This window comes from Accumulibacter sp., assembly GCF_036625275.1.
Classification (GTDB): domain Bacteria; phylum Pseudomonadota; class Gammaproteobacteria; order Burkholderiales; family Rhodocyclaceae; genus Accumulibacter.
Window position 1 is genome coordinate 1 of sequence record NZ_JAZKUD010000071.1, and the last position, 20,349, is coordinate 20,349.

Annotated in this window: 14 protein-coding genes; 12 read left to right on the top strand and 2 right to left on the bottom strand. The window is 62.0% G+C overall.

Annotated features, from left to right (window positions below):
* Positions 1 to 9 precede the first annotated feature (9 nt).
* Positions 10 to 156, bottom strand: coding sequence for a hypothetical protein (locus tag V5B39_RS17085; protein ID WP_332344072.1), 147 nt, complete (start codon positions 154 to 156; stop codon positions 10 to 12).
* Between the two features lie 343 nt (positions 157 to 499).
* On the opposite strand from V5B39_RS17085, the gene V5B39_RS17090 reads away from it, so the two are divergent.
* From V5B39_RS17090 to V5B39_RS17105, 4 genes are all read left to right on the top strand, one after another.
* Complete coding sequence (locus tag V5B39_RS17090; protein WP_332344073.1) at positions 500 to 625, top strand: hypothetical protein; 126 nt, start codon at positions 500 to 502, stop codon at positions 623 to 625.
* Positions 622 to 1,890 (top strand): tetratricopeptide repeat protein, encoded by a 1,269-nt coding sequence (locus tag V5B39_RS17095; protein WP_332344074.1) that lies wholly within the window; start codon positions 622 to 624, stop codon positions 1,888 to 1,890. The genes V5B39_RS17090 and V5B39_RS17095 overlap by 4 nt, the downstream gene beginning before the upstream one ends.
* 29 nt (positions 1,891 to 1,919) lie before the next feature.
* Positions 1,920 to 3,104 (top strand): acyl-CoA dehydrogenase, encoded by a 1,185-nt coding sequence (locus V5B39_RS17100; RefSeq protein WP_332344076.1) that lies wholly within the window; start codon positions 1,920 to 1,922, stop codon positions 3,102 to 3,104.
* A 284-nt stretch (positions 3,105 to 3,388) separates the two neighbouring features.
* Positions 3,389 to 5,029 (top strand): electron transfer flavoprotein-ubiquinone oxidoreductase, encoded by a 1,641-nt coding sequence (locus tag V5B39_RS17105; RefSeq protein WP_332344077.1) that lies wholly within the window; start codon positions 3,389 to 3,391, stop codon positions 5,027 to 5,029.
* Here the strand turns inward: V5B39_RS17105 and queG are convergent.
* A complete protein-coding gene (queG, locus tag V5B39_RS17110; RefSeq protein WP_332344078.1) occupies positions 5,014 to 6,210 on the bottom strand; it encodes a tRNA epoxyqueuosine(34) reductase QueG in 1,197 nt (398 codons plus the stop codon). The two genes, V5B39_RS17105 and queG, sit on opposite strands and share 16 nt — an antisense overlap.
* Between queG and tsaE the strand changes: the two genes are divergently transcribed.
* The 8 genes from tsaE (at position 6,205) to V5B39_RS17150 (ending at position 19,996) form a co-directional block, all read left to right on the top strand.
* Complete coding sequence (gene tsaE, locus V5B39_RS17115) at positions 6,205 to 6,708, top strand: tRNA (adenosine(37)-N6)-threonylcarbamoyltransferase complex ATPase subunit type 1 TsaE (protein ID WP_332344079.1); 504 nt, start codon at positions 6,205 to 6,207, stop codon at positions 6,706 to 6,708. The two genes, queG and tsaE, sit on opposite strands and share 6 nt — an antisense overlap.
* Positions 6,663 to 8,048, top strand: a complete 1,386-nt coding sequence (locus V5B39_RS17120; protein ID WP_332344080.1) for an N-acetylmuramoyl-L-alanine amidase — start codon at positions 6,663 to 6,665, stop codon at positions 8,046 to 8,048. Before tsaE ends, V5B39_RS17120 begins: the two co-directional genes overlap by 46 nt.
* A 50-nt stretch (positions 8,049 to 8,098) precedes the next feature.
* The gene (locus V5B39_RS17125; RefSeq protein ID WP_332344081.1) at positions 8,099 to 12,589 is read left to right on the top strand and encodes a beta strand repeat-containing protein; all 4,491 of its coding nucleotides are present in this window, start codon (positions 8,099 to 8,101) and stop codon (positions 12,587 to 12,589) included.
* 37 nt (positions 12,590 to 12,626) lie between these two features.
* On the top strand, positions 12,627 to 14,924 hold the full coding sequence (locus tag V5B39_RS17130; RefSeq protein ID WP_332344082.1) for a CHAT domain-containing protein: 2,298 nt from the start codon (positions 12,627 to 12,629) through the stop codon (positions 14,922 to 14,924).
* Positions 14,921 to 18,217, top strand: a complete 3,297-nt coding sequence (locus V5B39_RS17135) for a beta strand repeat-containing protein (protein WP_332344083.1) — start codon at positions 14,921 to 14,923, stop codon at positions 18,215 to 18,217. The genes V5B39_RS17130 and V5B39_RS17135 overlap by 4 nt, the downstream gene beginning before the upstream one ends.
* A gap of 4 nt (positions 18,218 to 18,221) precedes the next feature.
* Positions 18,222 to 19,274 carry an Rpn family recombination-promoting nuclease/putative transposase gene (locus V5B39_RS17140; protein WP_332344084.1) on the top strand — a complete coding sequence of 351 codons (1,053 nt, stop codon included), beginning with the start codon at positions 18,222 to 18,224 and terminating at the stop codon, positions 19,272 to 19,274.
* Positions 19,275 to 19,522: 248 nt separating this feature from the next.
* Entirely contained in the window at positions 19,523 to 19,819 is a 297-nt protein-coding gene (locus V5B39_RS17145) for a hypothetical protein (RefSeq protein WP_332344085.1), read from the top strand.
* Positions 19,820 to 19,834: 15 nt separating this feature from the next.
* Entirely contained in the window at positions 19,835 to 19,996 is a 162-nt protein-coding gene (locus V5B39_RS17150; protein ID WP_332344086.1) for a hypothetical protein, read from the top strand.
* Positions 19,997 to 20,349: the final 353 nt, after the last annotated feature.

Here is a 20,349-nt window from a genome sequence, read left to right on the forward strand (position 1 = left end):
GGCTAGCGCTCAACCGGGAGCAGCAGGATGCACATTGAAGGCTTTTTCGATCCCTCGACGGGCAGCAACAGCTACCTCGTTTTCGACGGCGACCGAGCGCGCGTCGTCGTCGTCGACAGCGTGCTCGTCGACTTCCCATCCGCTTTCAACATTCATGACCTGATGGGGGTGAATGAAAGAGTGGGGAGTGACCGGTGTGATGACCGATGCTAACGGTCATGACTTTTCCAGGCACCTCCGATCATGAAAGTCATGACCGTTTCCCTCTCCCCCGGCCCCTCTCTCGCGAGTGGAGAGGGGCGATTCGTGAGTCGCTGACGCGACTTTCACATTAACGCTTCTCCACCGAACAAGGCACTTCGACCCACACTTTGATTCGCATCCTGACCTGCGTGCCATCCCTGTCACCTCCGGTAGAATGCAGGCATGCTCCCGGCCGCATTGACGATCATTTGCTGCGTCCGTTCTGTACAGACCATGATGAAAGGAGATTCATGGCATGACTGTTTTCACCCAGGCGTGCCGTTCGCGCCGACTATCTTCCTTCCTTTTTCCGCGCACCGGCATTGGCCAGCCCTGGTTGGCTTTTGCCAGCATTCTTGACTGGCGGACGCTGGCGCCATGACCCTCGACGAAAGGATCTGGCAAAAGAAGCTGGCCAGAAAACGCAAAGCGCAGGCGAGCAGAAGGTCGCTGCCACAGCGCAGCAACATGCCCTCCGCGGCGCAGGCGGCTGATTTGCCAATCCACAGTTCCATGGTCGCCAGGGAATTGCCCAAGGTGGGTCTCGGCATGGCTGGACTCGCCCGTGCGCTGCCCGATGGCGACCTGGCCGTGTCTTTTTTTCTGGTCGACATGTATTGTCTGGGCGTCAAGGACGCCTTTTATCGTGTGGTTTCGCAGGAGGAATGGGAGCAGTTGGCACAAGACGCCCAGCTTGAAAAGGTCCATCCAAGCTGTCTGCGCAAGCTCGTCGAGGGCGCCGTCGCCTATGCCCGGGATCTGGGTTTCCCTCCGCATGCCGACTACGCTCGTGCGGCCCAGCTTTTCGGGAGCATCGAAGCGGCCGTGTGTCCGGTTCGGTACACCTATGGCAAGGATGGCAAGCCGTTTTACATCAGCGGGCCAAACGATACCCCGGCGCAAATGCGACGAATTGCGAGCATGCTGAACCGGCGACTTGGTGCGGACGGGTTTCACTCAATGACTGCAACCGAACTGCCGGCAGTGACCGAGGAGGGAGATTCGGCGAGCGACAAGGGTTCAGATCCCGAGATACCCGACCACTACGAAATCATCACGGAGCCTCTACAGGAACCCGCATTCGCGCAACTTCCCCGCGGCTTGCAGGATCAGCTCATTGCGCTGAGCGCTGAGATCAAGGAGAAAAATCCCAGGCAGGCCGCCGCTACCCTGAAAGCGCTGATCGAGCAATACCCGGATGAGCCCAAGCTCTACAACTTCCTGTTCGTCGCGTACAAGCGGCTCGGCGAACATGCCGATGCACAACGCGTCCTGCAGGAGACTCTGGCACGCTTTCCGGATTATCTGTTCAGCCGCATCGCCCTGGCAAACGAATACCTCTTGCGTGGTGAACCTGAAAAAATTCCCGGGATATTCGGGGGACACTTTGATCTCAAAAGCCTTTATCCTGATCGGCAGAGGTTTCATGTCGCCGAGGTGCTGGCCTTTCACGGCATAGTGGCACGCTATTTTCATGCTCTGGGAAATCGGGAGCAGGCGCAGCACTCACATGATCTGATGTGCCAGATCGCTCCGGAAGATGCAGCCACCCTCCATGTCGGTCGCATCCTCAAGTCATCGCGCTTCGGCAACTGGCTGCAAAACAAGATCCAGAGGCTTCTTTGGGGCGGTGCCGGGCCGACCTGAATCACCGGTGAGAACGGAAAGGAAGAAGCATGGCCAAGCCATCGAAAGCGAAATTCTGCTGGCAAGACCCCTTGTTGCTCGAAGCGCAACTGAGCGAGGACGAACGGCTGTTGCGCGATGCAGCACGCGACTATTGCCAGAATAAATTGCTGCCGCGCGTTCTCGAATCCTTCCGCCTCGAACGAACCGATCCGGCGATCTATCTGGAAATGGGCGAGATCGGACTGCTCGGCGCGACGATTCCGCCCGAGTACGGCGGGGCCGGGCTCAACCATGTGAGCTACGGCCTTGTCGCGCGCGAGGTCGAGCGCGTCGATTCGGGTTTTCGCTCGATGATGAGCGTGCAGTCTTCGCTGGTGATGCTGCCAATCCATACCTTCGGGAGCGAGCAACAGAGGCGGAAGTACCTCCCCCGCCTGGCGCGCGGCGAATTGATCGGCTGCTTCGGACTGACCGAGCCCAACCACGGCTCCGACCCCGGCAGCATGGAGACCCGTGCACGCGCGGTGGATGGCGGCTACCGGATCTCGGGCAACAAGACCTGGATCACCAACTCGCCGATGGCTGATGTGTTCATCGTCTGGGCCAAGGATGACGCCGGCGCAATTCGCGGCTTCATTCTCGAGAAAGGCATGCCGGGCTTGTCGGCACCGCCCATCCATGGCAAGGTCGGTCTGCGCACGTCGATTACCGGCGAGATCGTGATGAACGAGGTCTTCGTGCCGGCAGAGAACGCTTTCCCGGAAGTGCGGGGGCTCAAGGGACCGTTTACCTGCCTCGATTCGGCACGCTACGGTATCGCCTGGGGTGCGCTCGGCGCCGCCGAGTTCTGCTGGCACACGGCGCGCCAGTACACGCTCGATCGCAGGCAGTTCGGTCGCCCGCTGGCCGCCAACCAGTTGGTCCAGAAGAAACTCGCCGACATGCAGAGCGAAATCACGCTGGCTCTGCAGGGTTGCCTGCGCCTCGGGCGGATGAAGGACGAAGGTACGGCGACACCCGAGGTCACCTCGATCATGAAGCGCAACTCCTGCGGCAAGGCACTCGACATCGCCCGCATGGCGCGCGACATGCTCGGCGGCAATGGCATCTCGGACGGGTACGGGGTCATCCGGCACCTGGTGAACCTCGAAGTGGTCAATACCTATGAAGGCACCCATGATGTACACGCGTTGATCCTCGGCCGGGCGCAAACCGGCATCGCCGCTTTCTGAGGCTGCTGGCGATGTCTCGTCGACGAGCGTCCAGAACAGCGGCGGAGGACTGTCGCCGCTGCGCGTCCTCGACCTCTCGTGGCAACGGCGACGACACCCGTAGCATTCGCCCCCGGCTGCTGGGGAGCTGCCCACGTTGACCACATACCCGGACTGAGGTATACGATACAAGGCGATACAAGGGGTATGCGCCGGCTGATGAGAGTGCGTCTGACCAGCAGACAAGCCGGTATGGAGGGCCTCCCGTCAGGCCAGGAGCGATTGAGAAACCTAGAGGAGCGGTGATGGAACGTGAAGCCATGGAATATGATGTGGTGATTGTCGGCGCAGGTCCGGCGGGTTTGAGCGCAGCGATTCGCCTCAAACAGCTGAATCCGGATTTGGCGGTGATGGTGCTGGAGAAGGGGTCGGAGGTCGGCGCACACATCCTTTCGGGCGCGCTCTTCGAGAGCAGGCCGCTCGATGAACTGCTACCCGACTGGCAGGCCAGCGGAGCCCCGCTGACGACCCCGGTCAGCGAGGATCAGGTCTATCTCTATCGCAGCGAGACCTCGGCGGTGAAGCTGCCCCATTTTGCCGTCCCGGCACCAATGCACAACAACGGCAACTGGATCATCAGTCTGGGCAGTCTCTGTCGCTGGCTCGCCGGACAAGCCGAAGCGCTGGGGGTCGAGATTTTCCCGGGTTTTGCCGCGGCCGAGATTCTCTACCACGACGACGGTTCGGTCAAAGGCGTGGCTACCGGTGACATGGGCCGTGACAAGCACGGCGCAGAGAAGGACAGTTTCCAGCCGGGCCTGGAGTTGCACGCCAAATACACGCTGTTTGCCGAGGGTGCGCGCGGTCAGCTTGGCAAGGAGTTGCTCGCCCGCTACGATCTTGCTGCCAATGCAACCGCCCAGCACTATGGTCTGGGGATCAAGGAGCTCTGGCAGGTCGATCCCGCGAAACACCAGCCTGGACTGGTGGTCCATGGCGCCGGCTGGCCGCTCAGCGAGCACGGCGCGACCGGGGGGTCATTCCTTTACCACATGGAAGATCATCAGGTCGTGGTCGGCCTGATTGTCGATCTCAATTACGCCAACCCCTATCTCTCGCCCTTCGAGGAATTTCAACGCTTCAAGTCGCAGGCCACGATCAGACCGTATCTCGAAGGGGGAAAGCGCCTTTGCTACGGAGCGCGGGCGATTACCAAGGGCGGGCTGAACAGCCTGCCGAAACAGACCTTCCCCGGCGGGTTGCTGCTCGGCTGTGACGCCGGTACGCTGAATTTCGCCAAGATCAAGGGGGTGCACACCGCCATGAAGTCGGGAATGCTGGCCGCCGAAACGGTCCATACGGCGCTGCAGGCCGGAGACTTGGGGCGCAGCGATCTCGTGGCTTACGAGCAGGCCTTCAAGGACAGCTGGCTGTATGCCGAACTCTACCGGGCACGCAATTTCGGGCCGGCCCTGCACAAGTTCGGCACCTTCATGGGCGGCGCATTCAACTGGATTCAGCAGAATCTTTTCGGCGGTCGCATGTTCTTTACGCTCAAGGACAAGACCAGCGATCATGAGCAACTTGCCCCGGCTGCCCGCTACCAGCCCATTCCGTACGCCAAGCCTGACGGCCAGTTGACTTTCGACCGGCTGTCATCGGTCTTCGTCTCCAATACGGCGCACGAGGAAGAACAACCCGTGCATCTGCAATTGCTCGACAGTGCCAAGGCCATCTCGATCAATTACAAGGAATATGCTTCTCCGGAGCAGCGTTATTGCCCGGCGGGCGTTTATGAGATCGTCGAGGAGGGCGGGGGCGCGCGCCTGCAGATCAACGCATCCAATTGCCTGCACTGCAAGACCTGTGACATCAAGGACCCGACGCAGAACATCCGCTGGGTGGCGCCAGAAGGTGGCGGCGGACCCAACTATCCCAATATGTGAGTGCCGGGAGAGGTCGGCGAGGACGCTGCCTGTTCGGGTCCGCCGTGACCGTGGACGTCGTCGAACGGCCCACGATACCGACCGGCCTGTGCGGCCAGAGCCCAGGCGACATGCTCGCGCAGCAGCGGCGAGGGGTCGTCCTGACGCGCCGCCAGGGCCGCGATGATCGCCGGCGAGCTGGGGGCGTTGCCGAGCGCGACGGCGATGTTGCGCAGCCAGCGCGGGTGTCCGATCCTGCGAATCGCGCTGCCTGCCAGGCGCGTGTTGAATTCGTCTTCACTCCAGGCGAAGAGGGTAGTCAGTGGCGTCGCGTCGAGACCGTTGCGAACTGCAAAATCGGCATCGCCAATCCGGGCGAAGCGGTTCCACGGGCAACATAACTGGCAGTCGTCGCAACCGTAGATGCGGTTGCCGATCAAGGGACGGAGTGCGACCGGGATGGCTCCCGACAATTCGATCGTCAGGTAGGAAATGCACAAGCGGGCGTCGACTTCGTAGGGTGCGACGATCGCCGCGGTGGGGCAGGCATCGAGGCAACGCCGGCAGTCACCGCAGTGATCGTGGATCGCCGGGTCGGGTGGCAGCGGCAGGGTGGTGTAGATCTCGCCGAGAAAATGCCACGATCCCTGGCGCGTCAACGACAGCGTATGTTTGCCGCGCCAGGCAACGCCTGCCTGCACCGCGAACTCGGTCTCCATGACCGGTGCCGAATCGGAAAACGCGCGGCAGGCGAAAGGCGCGGCCAGTCCCAGCGAGGCGGCTTCGTGACGGAGGCGGTCGATGAGCTTCTGCAGCCGGTGGCGAACCGTCCGGTGATAATCGCGCCCCAGCGCATAGCGCGAGACGTAGGCGCGTTCGCCGTCGGCGAGTTGCGCCGGTGCGTCGGCAGCCACCGGCCAGTAGGGCAGTCGGACGGAAATGACCGATAGCACCTCCGGCAACAAGCGCTCCGGCACAGCGCGCAAGGCGGCGTGTTTGGCCATATAATCCATCTCGCCGTGCCGGCCGAGTGCCAGCCAGCGCATCAGCCGTGGCGTCGCCCCGGCGACCTCGGCGCGGGCGATGCCGATCGAAGCAAAGCCGAGTTCCTGTCCCCATTGTCTGATCCGTTTGACGACGTGGGCATAATCGGTCTGGCGGTCTGCCAGACTCGCGTCTGTTTGGGAGTTCCCTGCGTGCATGATCCGGATGATAAGCCGTCTACGCTGACCCTGCATCTGCCGGATGAGGGGGCAACCGCCGCCTTTGGCCGTCAACTGGCGCCGCTGCTCGATCCTGGCATGGTAGTCTGGCTCGACGGCGACCTTGGTGCCGGCAAGACGACGCTGGTGCGCGCACTGTTGCGTGCACGCCATCATGCCGGGCCGGTCAAGAGCCCGACCTATACATTGGTTGAAATTTATGTGATTTCGAGGATATACTGGTATCACTTTGATTTCTATCGTTTCAACTTTCCAGAAGAGTTTTTGGATGCAGGTCTTGCCGAGTACTTCCGCGACGATGCCGTCTGTTTGGTCGAGTGGCCCGAAAAGGCTGCTGGTTACGTACCGCTGCCCGATCTGGTCATTCGCTTGCAATTTTCCGGGCGTGGGCGGCTGCTCGGCGTCTTCGCGTCTAGCGTGGAGGGAGAAAAATGTCTGAAAGCGCTGCAGAGCGGCTGGCCGGACGCCGCAAGCTGATCAAGTTTACCGGTGCATCCTTGCTGCTGACGGTCAGTCCGCTGTCGACCGCCGCTGCGAATCGCAACCCCGGCGTTCTGGCGGTACGCATCTGGCCGGCAGCAGATTACACGCGGGTGGCGATCGAACACGCAGCGCCCCTGAAATACACGCATTTCATGGTCAAGGACCCGGAGCGTCTGGTCGTCGACCTCGAAGGCGTCGAGTTGAACAATGTCCTCGAAAGTCTCGGAAACAAGGTCGCTGCCAACGATCCCAACATCAAGCTGCTGCGGGCCGGGCGTTACAAGCCCGGCGTCGTCCGTCTGGTCATGGAACTCAAGGGCGAAGTCAATCCGCAGGTTTTCGTCCTGCCGCCGGTGGGGGGCTACGGGCATCGACTGGTGCTCGACGTGTATCCCCTGAACCCGCCGGATCCGCTGCTTTCGCTGCTTGACAACAAGGAGCCCCGGCTCGCACCGCTCGAAAGTCGGCCGATCAGCAAACCGGATACCCGTCCGGAGTTGTCTGCAGAAGCCCGGCCGGAAGCGAAATCGGAGTTGAAACCAGAGGTCAAATCCGAGCCGCAGCCAGTGGCCGAACAGAAAGCTGTGTCCAAGCGTCAGGGTCGGCCGGTGGTCGACCGCCTGGTGACCATCACCCTGGATCCTGGACATGGTGGCGAGGATCCGGGAGCCGTCGGGAGTGGCGGCAGCCTGGAAAAGAACGTCACGCTGGCGGTGGCCAAGCGCCTGCGGGCCAAGATCGAATCCGAACCCAACATGCGCGCGGTGCTCACGCGCGACTCGGATTTCTTCGTGCCATTACATGTCAGGGTGCAGAAGGCGCGGCGAATTCAGTCCGACCTGTTCGTTTCGATTCATGCCGACGCCTTTGTCCGCCCGGATGCCAACGGCTCGTCAGTGTTCGTTCTCTCGGAGAGTGGTGCTTCGAGTTCTGCCGCACGCTATCTGGCACAGAAGGAAAACGCTGCCGATCTGATCGGCGGCGTGAATATCGACGTCAAGGATCCCGTCCTGGCCCGTACGCTGCTCGACCTCTCGCAAACCGCAACGATCAACGACAGCCTCAAGTTGGGCAAGGCCGTTCTTGGCGAACTCGGCGGCATCAACCGGTTGCACAAGCCCAGGGTCGAGCAGGCTGGCTTCGCCGTTCTCAAGGCCCCCGACATTCCTTCGATCCTGGTCGAGACCGCTTTCATTTCGAATCCCGAAGAAGAGAAGCGGCTGAATGATGACGCCTACCAGGACAAGATGGCCGAGGCGATTTTTTCGGGGATCAAGAAATACTTCGCCAAGAATCCCCCTCTGGCCAAGTCGACGCTGGCGAGACTGGACTAATGGTGTATTCCGGCGGGCACGCCGGAATCGCTCGATGGGCGCAGAGCATCATGCTCTGCGAATTCTCCCTCTCACCCCTCGACCCCTTTCCCGCGAGTGGGAAGGGGAGAACCGCGAAAGCCGGGGGGAATGAAGTATCCACCCAACACTTTCGTTCGCACCCGACAATCGCCGTCCTGCTGGCGGCGACTTTTTGCGCGTTGCCGGCGCTGGCAGCATCGAATATCGTCCGCGATGGCAGTATCGGCGCCGGACCCACGCTGGCGCTGACGCCATCGGGGACGGTGACCAGGGGCACGGCGACCTACCAGAAAATCGCCATCCCGGAGAATTACGGCCAGCGCGCCGGCAGCAACGTCTTCCATAGTTTTGTGAAGTTCAACGTGGGGAATGGTGACGGCGCGGTGTTCACCATCGATACCGCCGCCCGCAATATCATTGCGCGTGTCACCGGCGGGCAGCTATCGACCATCAACGGCTTGCTGAAAATCGATCCAGGGAGTACCGGCAGTGCCCCCAATTTCTTCTTCATCAATCCAGCGGGGGTGAGCTTCGGCACGGGGGCGGTTGTCGATGTGCCAGCAGCCTTGCACGTCAGCACGGCCAACTATCTGAAGTTTCCCGACGGCCATTTCAATGCCGACACGACTTCTGTCAGCACCTTCTCCAGCGCCGCACCGGAAGCTTTTGGTTTTCTCGGAACGACGCGGGCGACGCTCACTGTCAATGGCGGAACCCTCCTCAGACCGTCGTCACCGGCCCCGGTCAGCGTCGTGGGGGGGGACATCGGGATCGACCAGGGACACCTCGTGACGATCGGCGGAGGAGACCTCCGGGTCGTGGCGATGGGGCAGCATGCCCAGGAAGTTGCCTTCTCGGGGAAACTGCGGGCGGCCTATGGTGATCTTGATATCATGAACGGCGGCACGCTCCAGACTGCGGCCACCGGTGCGACCGACGGTGGACAGATTGCCGTCAGTGCCGGAAACATCCGGGTCGATTCGGGCAGCGGCGGATTGACCGGGATCAGAAGTCGGGCAGAGAATGGAACAGGAAAAGGCGGCGATCTCGACATCGCTGCAACGAATCATGTGCTGCTGACCAACGACGGGATCGTGGCATCCGATACCGTCACCTCCGGCAAGGCTGGCAGCGTAGAGGTGGCCGCTGCGGGAACCCTCTCGGTTCGTAACGGCGCATATATCGATTCCTCCACCTATTCTTCCGGTGATGCCGGGTCAGTGAAGGTCATCGCCAACAGCCTCACGCTTGATCGTGCTGCCATCAGCAGTGGTACCTATGACCAAGCTTCGGGTAACGCTGGATGGGTCGATGTCGCTGCCAGCGGCAGTCTGGCCCTCTTCAACGGCGGGCTGATCGAGTCATCCACCTGGTCATCGGGCAATGCCGGCGTGGTCGGTGTCCGTGCCGGAAGCCTTACCATCGATGGGCGGGAAGGTGGCTCGACCGGAATTTTCAGCGTCGCCAGAGATGGCAGCACCGGCCAGGCTGGCCGTGTGGAGGTCACGGCCCGTGGCCATATCGAGATTCTCAATCAGGGGCTCATCACGTCTTCCACCGCATCGTCGGGAGATGCCGGCTTGGTGAAGGTCAGTACCGGCAGCCTCACGATCGAGGAGGCCGGCATTGCCAGCGGTGCTTTTGGAACGACTGGCATGGCTGGCCGCGTGGAGGTTCTTGCCCGCGACAATATTGCGATTCGCCACGGAGGAATCATCACCTCCTCGACCACATCGTCTGGCGATGCTGGTTCGGTGAGGGTCAGCAGCGGCAGCCTGAGCATTGATGGCCAGGGGGCCAACATCAGCAGTGCTGCGTTCGGCACCACCGGCAAGGCGGGTCGTGTGGAGATCCTTGCCAGTGAAAATATCGGGATTCGCAACGGCGGATACATCACTTCCTCTACCTCATCGTCTGGCAAGGCTGGCAGTGTGGATGTTTCGACCGCGGGGAAGGTCGAGATTCTCAACGGCGGATACGTTTACTCCTCCACTTACGCTTCCGGAAATGCGGGGTCGGTACAGGTCAGCGCCGGAGAGATCACGATTGATGGCCAGGGTTCGGCGAGTAGCACGGGTATCAGCAGTGGCGCTTCCTCCGGCAGCACGGGCAACGGCGGGAGCGTATACGTAGTGGCCACCGGAAAGATCGAACTGCTCAACGCCGGCAGAATCGATTCATCGACCTTGTCCTCGGGGGATGCGGGATTGGTGAGAATCAGCACGGGCAGTCTCAACATCGATGGCCAAGGCTCTGCGGAAACTGGCATCAGCAGCAGCGCTTATGGAACGACCGGCAAGGGAGGCAGCGTCGAGGTGGTCGCGACCAGGAATGTTTCGCTGCTCAACGCCGGCAAAATCGATTCCTCAACCTTGTCTTCAGGGGACGCAGGTTCGGTGAGGGTCAGCACCGGCAGCCTCACCCTGGCTGGCGAGGGAACTCGCATCAGCAGCGGCGCCTACGGAACGACCGGCAAGGGGGGCAGCGTCGAAGTTGTGGCCACTGAAAACATTTCACTGCTCAACGCCGGCAGGATTGATTCCTCGACCTTGTCTTCGGGGGATGCGGGTTCGGTCAGAATCAGTACCGGCAGTCTGAGCCTTGCTGGCCAAGGGACGCGCATCAGCAGCGGTGCCTACGGAACAGCAGGCAATGGGGGCAACGTCGAAGTCGCTGCCACTGAAAATATTTCGCTGCTCAACGCCGGCAGAATCGATTCCTCGACCTCGTCTTCGGGAGATGCAGGATCAGTGAAGGTCAACGCCGGTAGCCTGATCATCGATGGCCAAGGTTCGACGGCAGGCATCGGCAGCGCGGCTTTCGGTTCAACAGGCAAGGGGGGCAGAGTCGATGTGGCGGTTAGCGGGAACCTTTCGATCTTCAACGGAGGATATATCAATACCTCGACCTTTTCTTCAGGGGATGCGGGTTCAGTGAGGGTCAGCGCTGGCAGCCTCAACATCGATGGTCAGGGCGCAGGGGCCGGCATTGGCAGCAATCCTCATGGGGCGTCAGGTCAGACGGGTAATGCCGGAAGCATTGATGTGGCGGTGCCTGGTCATATTCACATTCTCAGGGGGGGATACATCGATACCTCGACCTTTTCCGCTGGTGATGCAGGCTCGGTGAAGGTCAGTGCCGGCAGCCTCAGCATCGATGGTCAGGGAATGGGGACGGGAATCACCAGCGGTGCTTATAACGGAAGCACCGGCAGGACGGGCAATGTGGAAGTGCTGGCGACAGGTCATATGGTCATTCTCGACGGGGGTTATATCGATTCTTCTACCACCTCTTCTTCTGACGCGGGAGCGGTCAGGGTGTCCGCCCGCAACCTCACGATCGATGGGCACGGGTACAGAACCGGAATCTCCAGCGATGCGGCAAGCGGCAGTACCGGCAAGGCGGGTAGCGTCGAGGTACAGGCGACCGGAGATATCGCGATTCTCGGTGGCGGACGCATCGACACCTCGACCCATTCTTCAGGGCAGGCGGGCTCGGTCAAGGTCAGTGCCACCGGACTGATCGTTGATGGCCAGGGAATTGCCGTGTCCGGAACGGGTATCTTCAGCAATGCGGAAGCGCTTTCTGGAGGCCAGACCGGCAGCGTGCTCGTCTCCGCCAGCGACCGCATCATCCTTGCCAATGGCGGTGGACTATCGGTTCAGAACTTCGCGACGGTCGCGAACCCCGCCACGCTCATCCCCACCACGCTGGCCGTGAGCGCGCCGACGATCCTCCTCAAGGACGCCGAGATCACTGCCTCATCGACCGGCAATGTCGCGGCCAGCAAGGTGCAGGTCGATTTCAGCCAACGGCTTTCTCTCGACACCGCCGGCATCACCACCCGCGCCTACCAGGGCAACGGCGGTTCGATCGACATCACCGGCGGCCAGGGCATGATCCTGCTGGATAACTCACAGATCAGCACCTCCGTCCAGGGTGCGGCGGGCAACGGCGGCGACATCCATCTCCAGGCGCATACGCTGATCATGAACACCGGCTTCATCCAGGCCAATACCGCCGCCAGGAACGCTTCCGGCGGCCATGTGCAGATCGACGTGCAGGCGCTGGTGCCGAGCGGTGACACCCTGTTCATCGGTGGGCAGGCACCCTACACTTTCCAGCCGGGGGTCTTCAGCTTCAACGTCATCCAGGCCGCTGCGCCGACCGGGGTGAGCGGGGTGGTCCAGATCAGCACGCCCCTGCTCGATATTTCGGGTGCGCTGACCGGCTTTAACGTGCAACTGCTCGACAGCGGCGGACTGGGACATCACCCATGCCGGATCACCGGCGGCAGTTCGCTGGTCCAGACCGGCCGCGGTGGCTTTGCCCCCTTTGCCCGCGACCTGCTCGGTCCCGCTCCGGGGATACACGATGGCCGTGGGTGGCCTGCTGCATCCTTACCCGACGATCCGTCGTATTTCTCCGCGTCCTGGCCGTGTGCCAATGACGGGCAGACGCCACGCCCCCGAGCACCGGACTACTCGTCTGTGGCCGGAATGGATCCTCGCATAGAATAGGGATACGAGAATAGGGACATGATACGTGGAGGGGATGATGCAGAAATGGTTGAAACCCTTACGGCAAGGCGCCACGCTGTGTTGGCTGCTGATGGTTCCGGCGCTTGTCCTGGCCGGCCAGGTAGTTGGCGAGGATGACCTCATTGCCCAGGGTATTACACTGCGTGAACAAGGGGACCTCCAGAAATCGATCGACCTCTTGTCTTCCGCCAGCAAGCTGGCCGTCTCTCCTGGCGGCCAGGTCCGGGCGCGCGGGGAGTTGGGAATCTCCTTGCTGCAAGCCCATCGCTACGAAGAATCCGAGGGACTGCTGCGCAACGCCTACGGATCATCGACGGGGATCGAACGCGCCCATTTTGCCGTCTATCTGGGTAACCTGGCGCTCATTCGCAAGCGCAGCGAAGAAGCCAGGGGGTACTATCAGGAGGCGCTCGGCCTTGCGCCAGAAGCGATCGAGATCCAGTTCAGCGTTCGTCTCAATCTGGTTCGAATGGCTCCCGAATCAGACCAGCTGGCGCAACTATCGGGGCTGTCACAGCAGATCGACCAGGCCGGCGGACCTCCTGGCCCGCTCGCCCGCTTCCATCTCAACCTGGGTGAGCAGGCGCGCCTGCTGGGAAAGCCGGGCTTGTCACTGGCCTATCGGCACCTTGAGCGGGCACGGGAACTCGCCAGGCAGGGCAATCGCTCTCTCGCCGTGGAAGCCCTGGATGCCCTAGCGCAGCTCTATGAGGACCATCACCGGGAACCGGATGCGCTGATCCTCACGCAACAGGCCATCGAACAGGCGCATTCCCTGGCACCAGGAGCGGCCGCCCGCTTGCTGATCGACCTGGAATGGCGGCAGGCGCGGTTGCTCCAGGCCGGAGGTCGGGAGGCGCCGGCGCTGGCCGCGTACCAGCGCGCCGTCAGCCACATCGAGTCGGTGCGCCAGGATATCCCCATAGAATACGAAGATGGCCGATCGTCCTTTCAGGCGACGCTCGAACCGATCTATCTGGGCTATACGGATCTGCTGCTGCGGCAGCTCGACAAGCAGCCGGCAGAGGTTCAGGCCGCGCAGTTGCCGAAGGTGCTGAATGCACTGGAATGGATTCGGCAAGCCGAACTGCAGGACTTCCTGGGAGATCGCTGCGCGCTCGAGGCGGTGCAAGGCAGCGATTCGGCGCGGGTGCCCTCGGGGGCGGCCGTGCTCTACCCGGTCATCCTGCCCGATCGCGTCGAATTGCTGCTGCAGACATCGAGCGGCATCCAGCGGCAGACCACGGCGATCGCCGGCGCGACCCTGCGCGCCACGGCTCAGACCCTGGCAGACGCCCTGCGCAACGGCCTGGAGGACTATCTGGAACCGGCACGACAACTGAACGACTGGCTCCTCAAGCCCTTTGCCGACGTCTTCGCGGCCCAACACATCGACTCGCTGGTGCTTGTCCCGGAGGGGGCATTGCGTCTGGTGCCGATGGCCGCGCTGCATGACGGCCAGCAGTTCGTGATTGAGAAATATGCGGTTTCGATGGTCACCGGGATGACCATGACCCATACTGGAGTGCCGGCCGGACAGATGGCGGCCTCCCTGATGGTCGGCCTCTCCGAACCGGGGCCGGTGGTCGACAAGCACAGTCGCTTGCTGAGCGAGCAGATCCAGCAATCGGACGCGGCCGAAAAGGATCGGCGGGGGAGGGGCCTTGCGCGGACGATTGATCTACGTTCGATGCGCGTGCTCCGCAGTGCGGCGCCGTCAGGCCAGCCGTCGTCCCGGCAAATCGAGGACCTGCGAGCCAGCCTGACCCTGCCGGGGGTCAAGGAGGAAATCGAGGCGCTACGCGGCATCCTGCACGGGAACGCCCTGCTGGATGCGCAATTCACCGTCGGCCAACTTCGCCAGCAGGCCGAATCCGGCGATTACCGCATCGTCCACATCGCCTCGCATGGCGTTTTTGGCGGCAATGCCGAGACCAGCTTCATCCTGGCCTACGATGACCTGATCACGATGAACGGGCTGCAGGGCCTGCTCAAGGCCGCGAAACTCCAGAGCACGCCGATCGAGCTGCTGAGCCTGTCCGCCTGCGAGACCGCCGAAGGCAACGATCGCTCGCCGCTCGGCATCTCCGGCGCCGCCATCAAGGCGCGCGCCCGCAGCGTCCTCGGCACTCTGTGGCCGGTCGCCGACGAAGTGGCGAAAGCGCTCATGAAGAGTTTCTACGACGGCATCGCCAACGCCCGCTTGTCCAAGACCGAAGCCCTGCGCCGGGCACAACTCGAATGGATCCGTCACCCCGATTGGAGTCACCCCTTCTATTGGGCGCCGTTCATCATCATCGGGAACTGGCTGTGAGGAGAACCCTGTTCACCCCCTGTAAACCGGATTGGCCGCCCGTTGCGGCCCTGCTCGCAGCGGCCTGGTACGCGTGGCCGGCGCAGGCGGCATCGAACATCGTCCGTGACGGCAGTATCGGGGCCGGCCCGCTGACGGCATTGACGCCATCGGGAACCGTGAGCAGGGGCTCGGCAAGCTACCAGCAAATCGTCATTCCCGAAACCTACGGGCAGCGTGCGGGTGGCAACGTCTTCCATAGCTTTTCGAAATTCAACGTGGGGGGCGGTGACGGCGCGGTGTTCACGATCAATGGCCCCGCCAGCAATGTGATTTCGCGCGTTACTGGCGGGCAGTTGTCGACGATCAACGGCTTGCTGAAGCTTGATCCGGGGAATACCGGCAGCGCCCCCCATTTCTTTTTCATCAACCCGGCAGGAGTGACCTTCGGCGCCGGGGCGGTCGTCGATGTGCCGGCAGCCTTGCACGTCAGCACCGCCAACTATCTGAAATTCCCCGATGGAAATTTCCCTGCCGACACCACCACCGCCAGCACCTTCTCCAGCGCTGCACCCGAAGCCTTTGGTTTTCTTGGAACGACGCAGGCGGGCATTGCAGTCGACACGGGTGCCGGAATCCTGGTCAAACCCTTGCAAGCGCTGAGCTTGGTCGGGGGAGATGTACGGATCGACCAGGGGCGCGTTGGCAGCCAGGGTGGCGACATTCGCATCGTGGCCTTCGGCGGTCTAGCCGGAGAAGCACGCGTTGCCGGTGAGCTGCCCATCGCCAGAGGCAATCTGGATATCCTCAATGGAGGATATGTCTGGGCACTGAGCGATGACGCGTACCATACCGGCAACATCTCGATCGCTACCGGAAACCTGACTGCAGATGGGGGACGTGGCAGTGAGCAGACCGGCCTCTACTCTTATACGGAAAGTACCAGAAATGCCGGAAGCGTCAGGGTCAATGCAAGTGGCGACATCACGCTGAGGAACGACGGGCAGGTCGACACCTCCACCTACACCGCCGGTGCTGGTGGATCGGCGTCCGTATCGGCGCGCAACATCACCATCGATGGTACCGGTTCCGGACTGTTCAGCGATTCCAAACCCGGATCAAGCGGTGACGCCGGCGACATACGGGTTCTCGCCAGCGGCAAGCTCTCGATCAGCAATGCGGCAACCATCAACTCGTCCTCCTGGTCAAGCGGCCTGGCCGGAAACATCATGGTCAGCGCCGGGTCGATCGCCATCGATTCCATGGGCTCGGGTGAAACGGGCATTCTGAGCAAGGCTGCACTCTCCGGAAACGCCGGCAATATCGACGTGCAGGCGAGCGGCAGTCTTTCCGTCAAGGACAACGGGAGCAGTATCAATTCGTCCACCTGGTGGTCGGGCAATGCGGGTACGGTCAAGGTATCGGCCCGATCGATCACCCTCGATGGCCAGGGAAATGGGGTTGCGACCATCAGCAGTGCCAGCCGTTCGCTTTCGGACCCCGCTGGCCGTGCGGGCACCATCGATGTCACGACAGCCGGCACGCTGGCGGTGCTGAATGGCGGATTGATCGACTCGTCCACCTGGTCGCTGGGCCATGCGGGCACGGTCAAGGTATCGGCCGGTACGCTCGTCATCGACGGAATGGGGGCGAAGACATCGACCGGGATCAGCAGCAACAACTATCCGTTGTCCGGGCTGACCGGAAATGCGGGCAACGCGGGCGACATCGAGGTCCTGGTCGCCGGTTCCCTTTCGGTGCGGAATGCCGGACAGATCGATTCATCCACCTGGTCGACGGGCAATGCCGGTACGGTGAAGGTCTTTGCCGACACGATCACCGTAGACGGTGAAGGCGGCATCCGGAGTACGAGCTCGCAGCAAGGTCTGGGACCCGTCCCCACAGGTTTCGGCGGCAACGTCCAGGTCAATGCCAGGAACACCCTGACGATCAGCAATGGTGGCGAAATCGATTCATCGACATATGGGTCGGGGAATGCGGGCACCGTCAGTGTGTCCGCTGGCGACATCAGGATTTTTGGGGAAGGGACCTTGTTCGGCATCTTCAGCGCTGCTTATGGAACCCTGGAAAATCTGGCCCGATCCGGCAATGCAGGAAGCCTGGATGTGCGAGCGATGGGAACCCTGGAAATCGCCAATGGCGGGATGATCAGTTCATCGACGCTGACTTCGGGCAGCGCGGGCAAGGTCACCGTCTCTGCCGGGAACGTCAGGATCGATGGCCAGAATTCCCCTGGCAGGAATTCCGGGATATTCAGTAGAGCGTATTACGGTTCCTCGGGACAAACCGGTCAGATTTTTCTTTCCGCCCAGGAGCGCGTCTCGCTCACCGGTCACGGCACGGTTTCCATTCAGAACGATGCTTCCGTGGGCAACCCTTCCGGGGTCACGCCTGGCCTCCTGGCCGTGAGCGCGCCGACGATCCTCCTCAAGGACGCCGAGATCACCGCCTCGTCCACCGGCAATGTCGCGGCCAGCCATGTGCAGGCCCACTTCAGCCATCTTCTTGCGCTTGACAACAGCGGCATCACCACCAGCGCCTACCAGGGCAACGGTGGTCCAATCAACATCGTCGGTGGCAACGGTAGGGTCCTGCTGGACAACGCGCAGGTCAGCACCTCCGTCAAGGGCGCGGCGGGCAACGGCGGCGACATCCATCTCCAGGCGCATACACTGATCATGAACACCGGCTTCATCCAGGCCAATACCGCCGCCAGGAACGCTTCCGGCGGCCATGTGCAGATCGACGTGCAGGCGCTGGTGCCGAGCGGTGACACCCTGTTCATCGGCGGGCAGACGCCCTACACCTTCCAGCCGGGAGTCTTCAGCTTCAACGTCATCCAGGCCGCCGCGCCGACCGGGGTGAGCGGGGTGGTCCAGATCAGCTCGCCCCTGCTCGATCTCTCGGGTGCGCTGACCGGCTTCAACGTGCAACTGCTCGACAGCGGCGGCCTGGGACATCACCCGTGCCGGATCACCGGCGGCAGTTCGCTGGTCCAGACCGGCCGCGGTGGCTTCGCCCCCCTTGCCCGCGACCTGCTCGGTCCCATCCGGGAGGCCACGACGGTCGTTGATGTGAAAATTGCATCGGCGACTCACGGATCTCTCCTCCCATCGCATGAACAAAAGTGGGGTTTCGCGGAGCACTGCTGCGTGTCGTCGCAACCGGCCTGCGATGTCGCGCGGGTCGTAGGAGGGGTCGAGGGGCGAGAGGGGGAGTTCACGGAGCCTGCTCCGTACCTTCAAAGTATTGCCAAAACCTCTCCAGAGGTCTTATCTCGAACCGATGAATAGGCCGATGACCCGCGATCACGACACCGGCTACAAACTGCTCTTCGGCCATCCCGAGATGGTGCGCGATCTGCTGCAAGACTGGGTGCCGGGAGAATGGCTGGCCGAAGCCGATTTCTCGACGCTCGAACGGGTCAACAGCAGCTACGTTTCCGAGAGCCAGAAGGAGCGCCACGACGACATGGTCTGGCGTCTGCGTCTCGACAACCGCTGGCTGTGGGTATACCTGTTGCTCGAATTCCAGTCTGATCCCGACCGCTGGATGGCACTACGGCTGCTCGTCTATCTCGGCCTGCTGGCCCAGGATCTGGTGCGGCGCGACGAACTCGCGGATGGCAAGCTGCCGCCGATCTTGCCGCTGGTCCTCTATAACGGGATGGCGCCGTGGAATGCTCCGACCGACGTCGGCGACCTCTTTGCTCCCGCGCCCGCCAGCCTGGCGGCGTACCGGCCGCGTCTGACCTATCACCTGATCGACGAAGCTCGCCTGCAGCTTCACCCGACAGCCAGCGTGCGCAACGCCGTCGATGCACTGTTCCGGCTCGAGCACGGGCGCACCCCGGAAGATCTGCTGCGCGTCCTGCAAGCGCTGGGGCCTCTGTTGCGCGATCCGACGCAAGACCGCCTGCGCCGCTCCTTCACGCTCTGGGTCAAGACGCTGTTGCGCCGCAAAGCGGCTTCCCCTAGCATGGTCGACGATCTCGACAAAATGACCGATATCCTGGAAGGCAAGCACATGCTCGCAGAACGAATCGAAAGCTGGTTTGACGAAGCCACCCGCAAGGGAATGCAGCAGGGAATGCAGCAGGGAATGCAGCAGGGAATGCAGCAGGGAATGCAGCAGGGAATGCAACGAGGGCTGCAGGAAGGGCTACAGCAGGGCCGGCTCGCCGGTGAAGCAAGAATCCTTGCGCGCCAACTCGAGCGACGCTTCGGCGCCTTGCCGCCGGTGGTGGTCGAGCGTCTGACGCACGCTGCCGAGGGCGAACTCGAAACCTGGAGCGACGCGGTGTTGACCGCTCCGACTCTGGAAGCGGTCTTCGCGTCCACGCAGCACTGACGCTCGATCAAGCGGTGGTGCCGGCGACATACAGGTTCTTGCCAGCGGCAGGCTCTCGATCGGCAACGCAGCACAGATCAACTCGTCCTCCTGGTCAGACGGCCTGGCCGGAAACATCACGGTCATCCGGGATATTCAGCAGAGCGTATTACGGTTCATCCGGACAAACCGGTCAGATTTTTCTTTCCGCCAGGAATCGTGTCTCACTCACCGCTCACGGCACGGTGCCCATTCAGAACGAGACTTCCGTGGGCAACTCCTCCGTGATCACCTCTGGCATCCTGGCCGTGAGCGTGCCGACGATTACCCTCCAGGACGCAGCGATCACCGCCTCGTTGACTGGTAATGTCGCGGCCAGCCATGTGCAGGCCCACTTCAGCCGTCTGCTTTCCCTCGACGACAGCGCCATCACCACCAGCGCCAACGAGGGCGACGGCGGATCAATCCATATCGTCGACGGCAAGGGCACGATCCTGTTGGACAACTCACAGATCAGCACCTCCGTCCAGGGTGTGGCGGGCAACGGCGGCGACATCCATGTTTAGGCGCATACGCTGCTCATGAATAATGGCTTCATCCAGGCCAATACCGCCGCCAGGAACGCCTCCGGTGGCAATGTGCAGATCGACGTGCAGGCGCGGGTGCCAAGCGGTGACACCCTGTTCATCGGCGGGCAGACGCCCTACACCTTCCAGCCGGGGGTCTTCAGCTTCAGTTTCTGATCGGGTTTCTATACCCGAGTCTGATTGACGTACTCGATTCCGGCTGGTCCCAGCCGGGATGAGCGAGAATAAGTCCACTCTAGCCTGCTAGGCTATTGCATCAATGATCGAACCTTAAATAGGAGCCTCTTGCAAAACTCACCCGGTGCCATTTACTGCGCTGCAGCATTCGCTCTCCGGGAGCGATTTTTGTTGCGAGCGAAGCCTGTCGGGCTGAGCGGCTAACCTGATGGCATGGTTTTCTGAATCCGGTGCGAACCCCCTCCTGCACTCCTCGAGTGCGCCGCGTTCAGAGAGCGGAGGCTGGGGGTCATCGTCGTAATCGCATCAATTGGTCAGCGGACAGCGCCAGA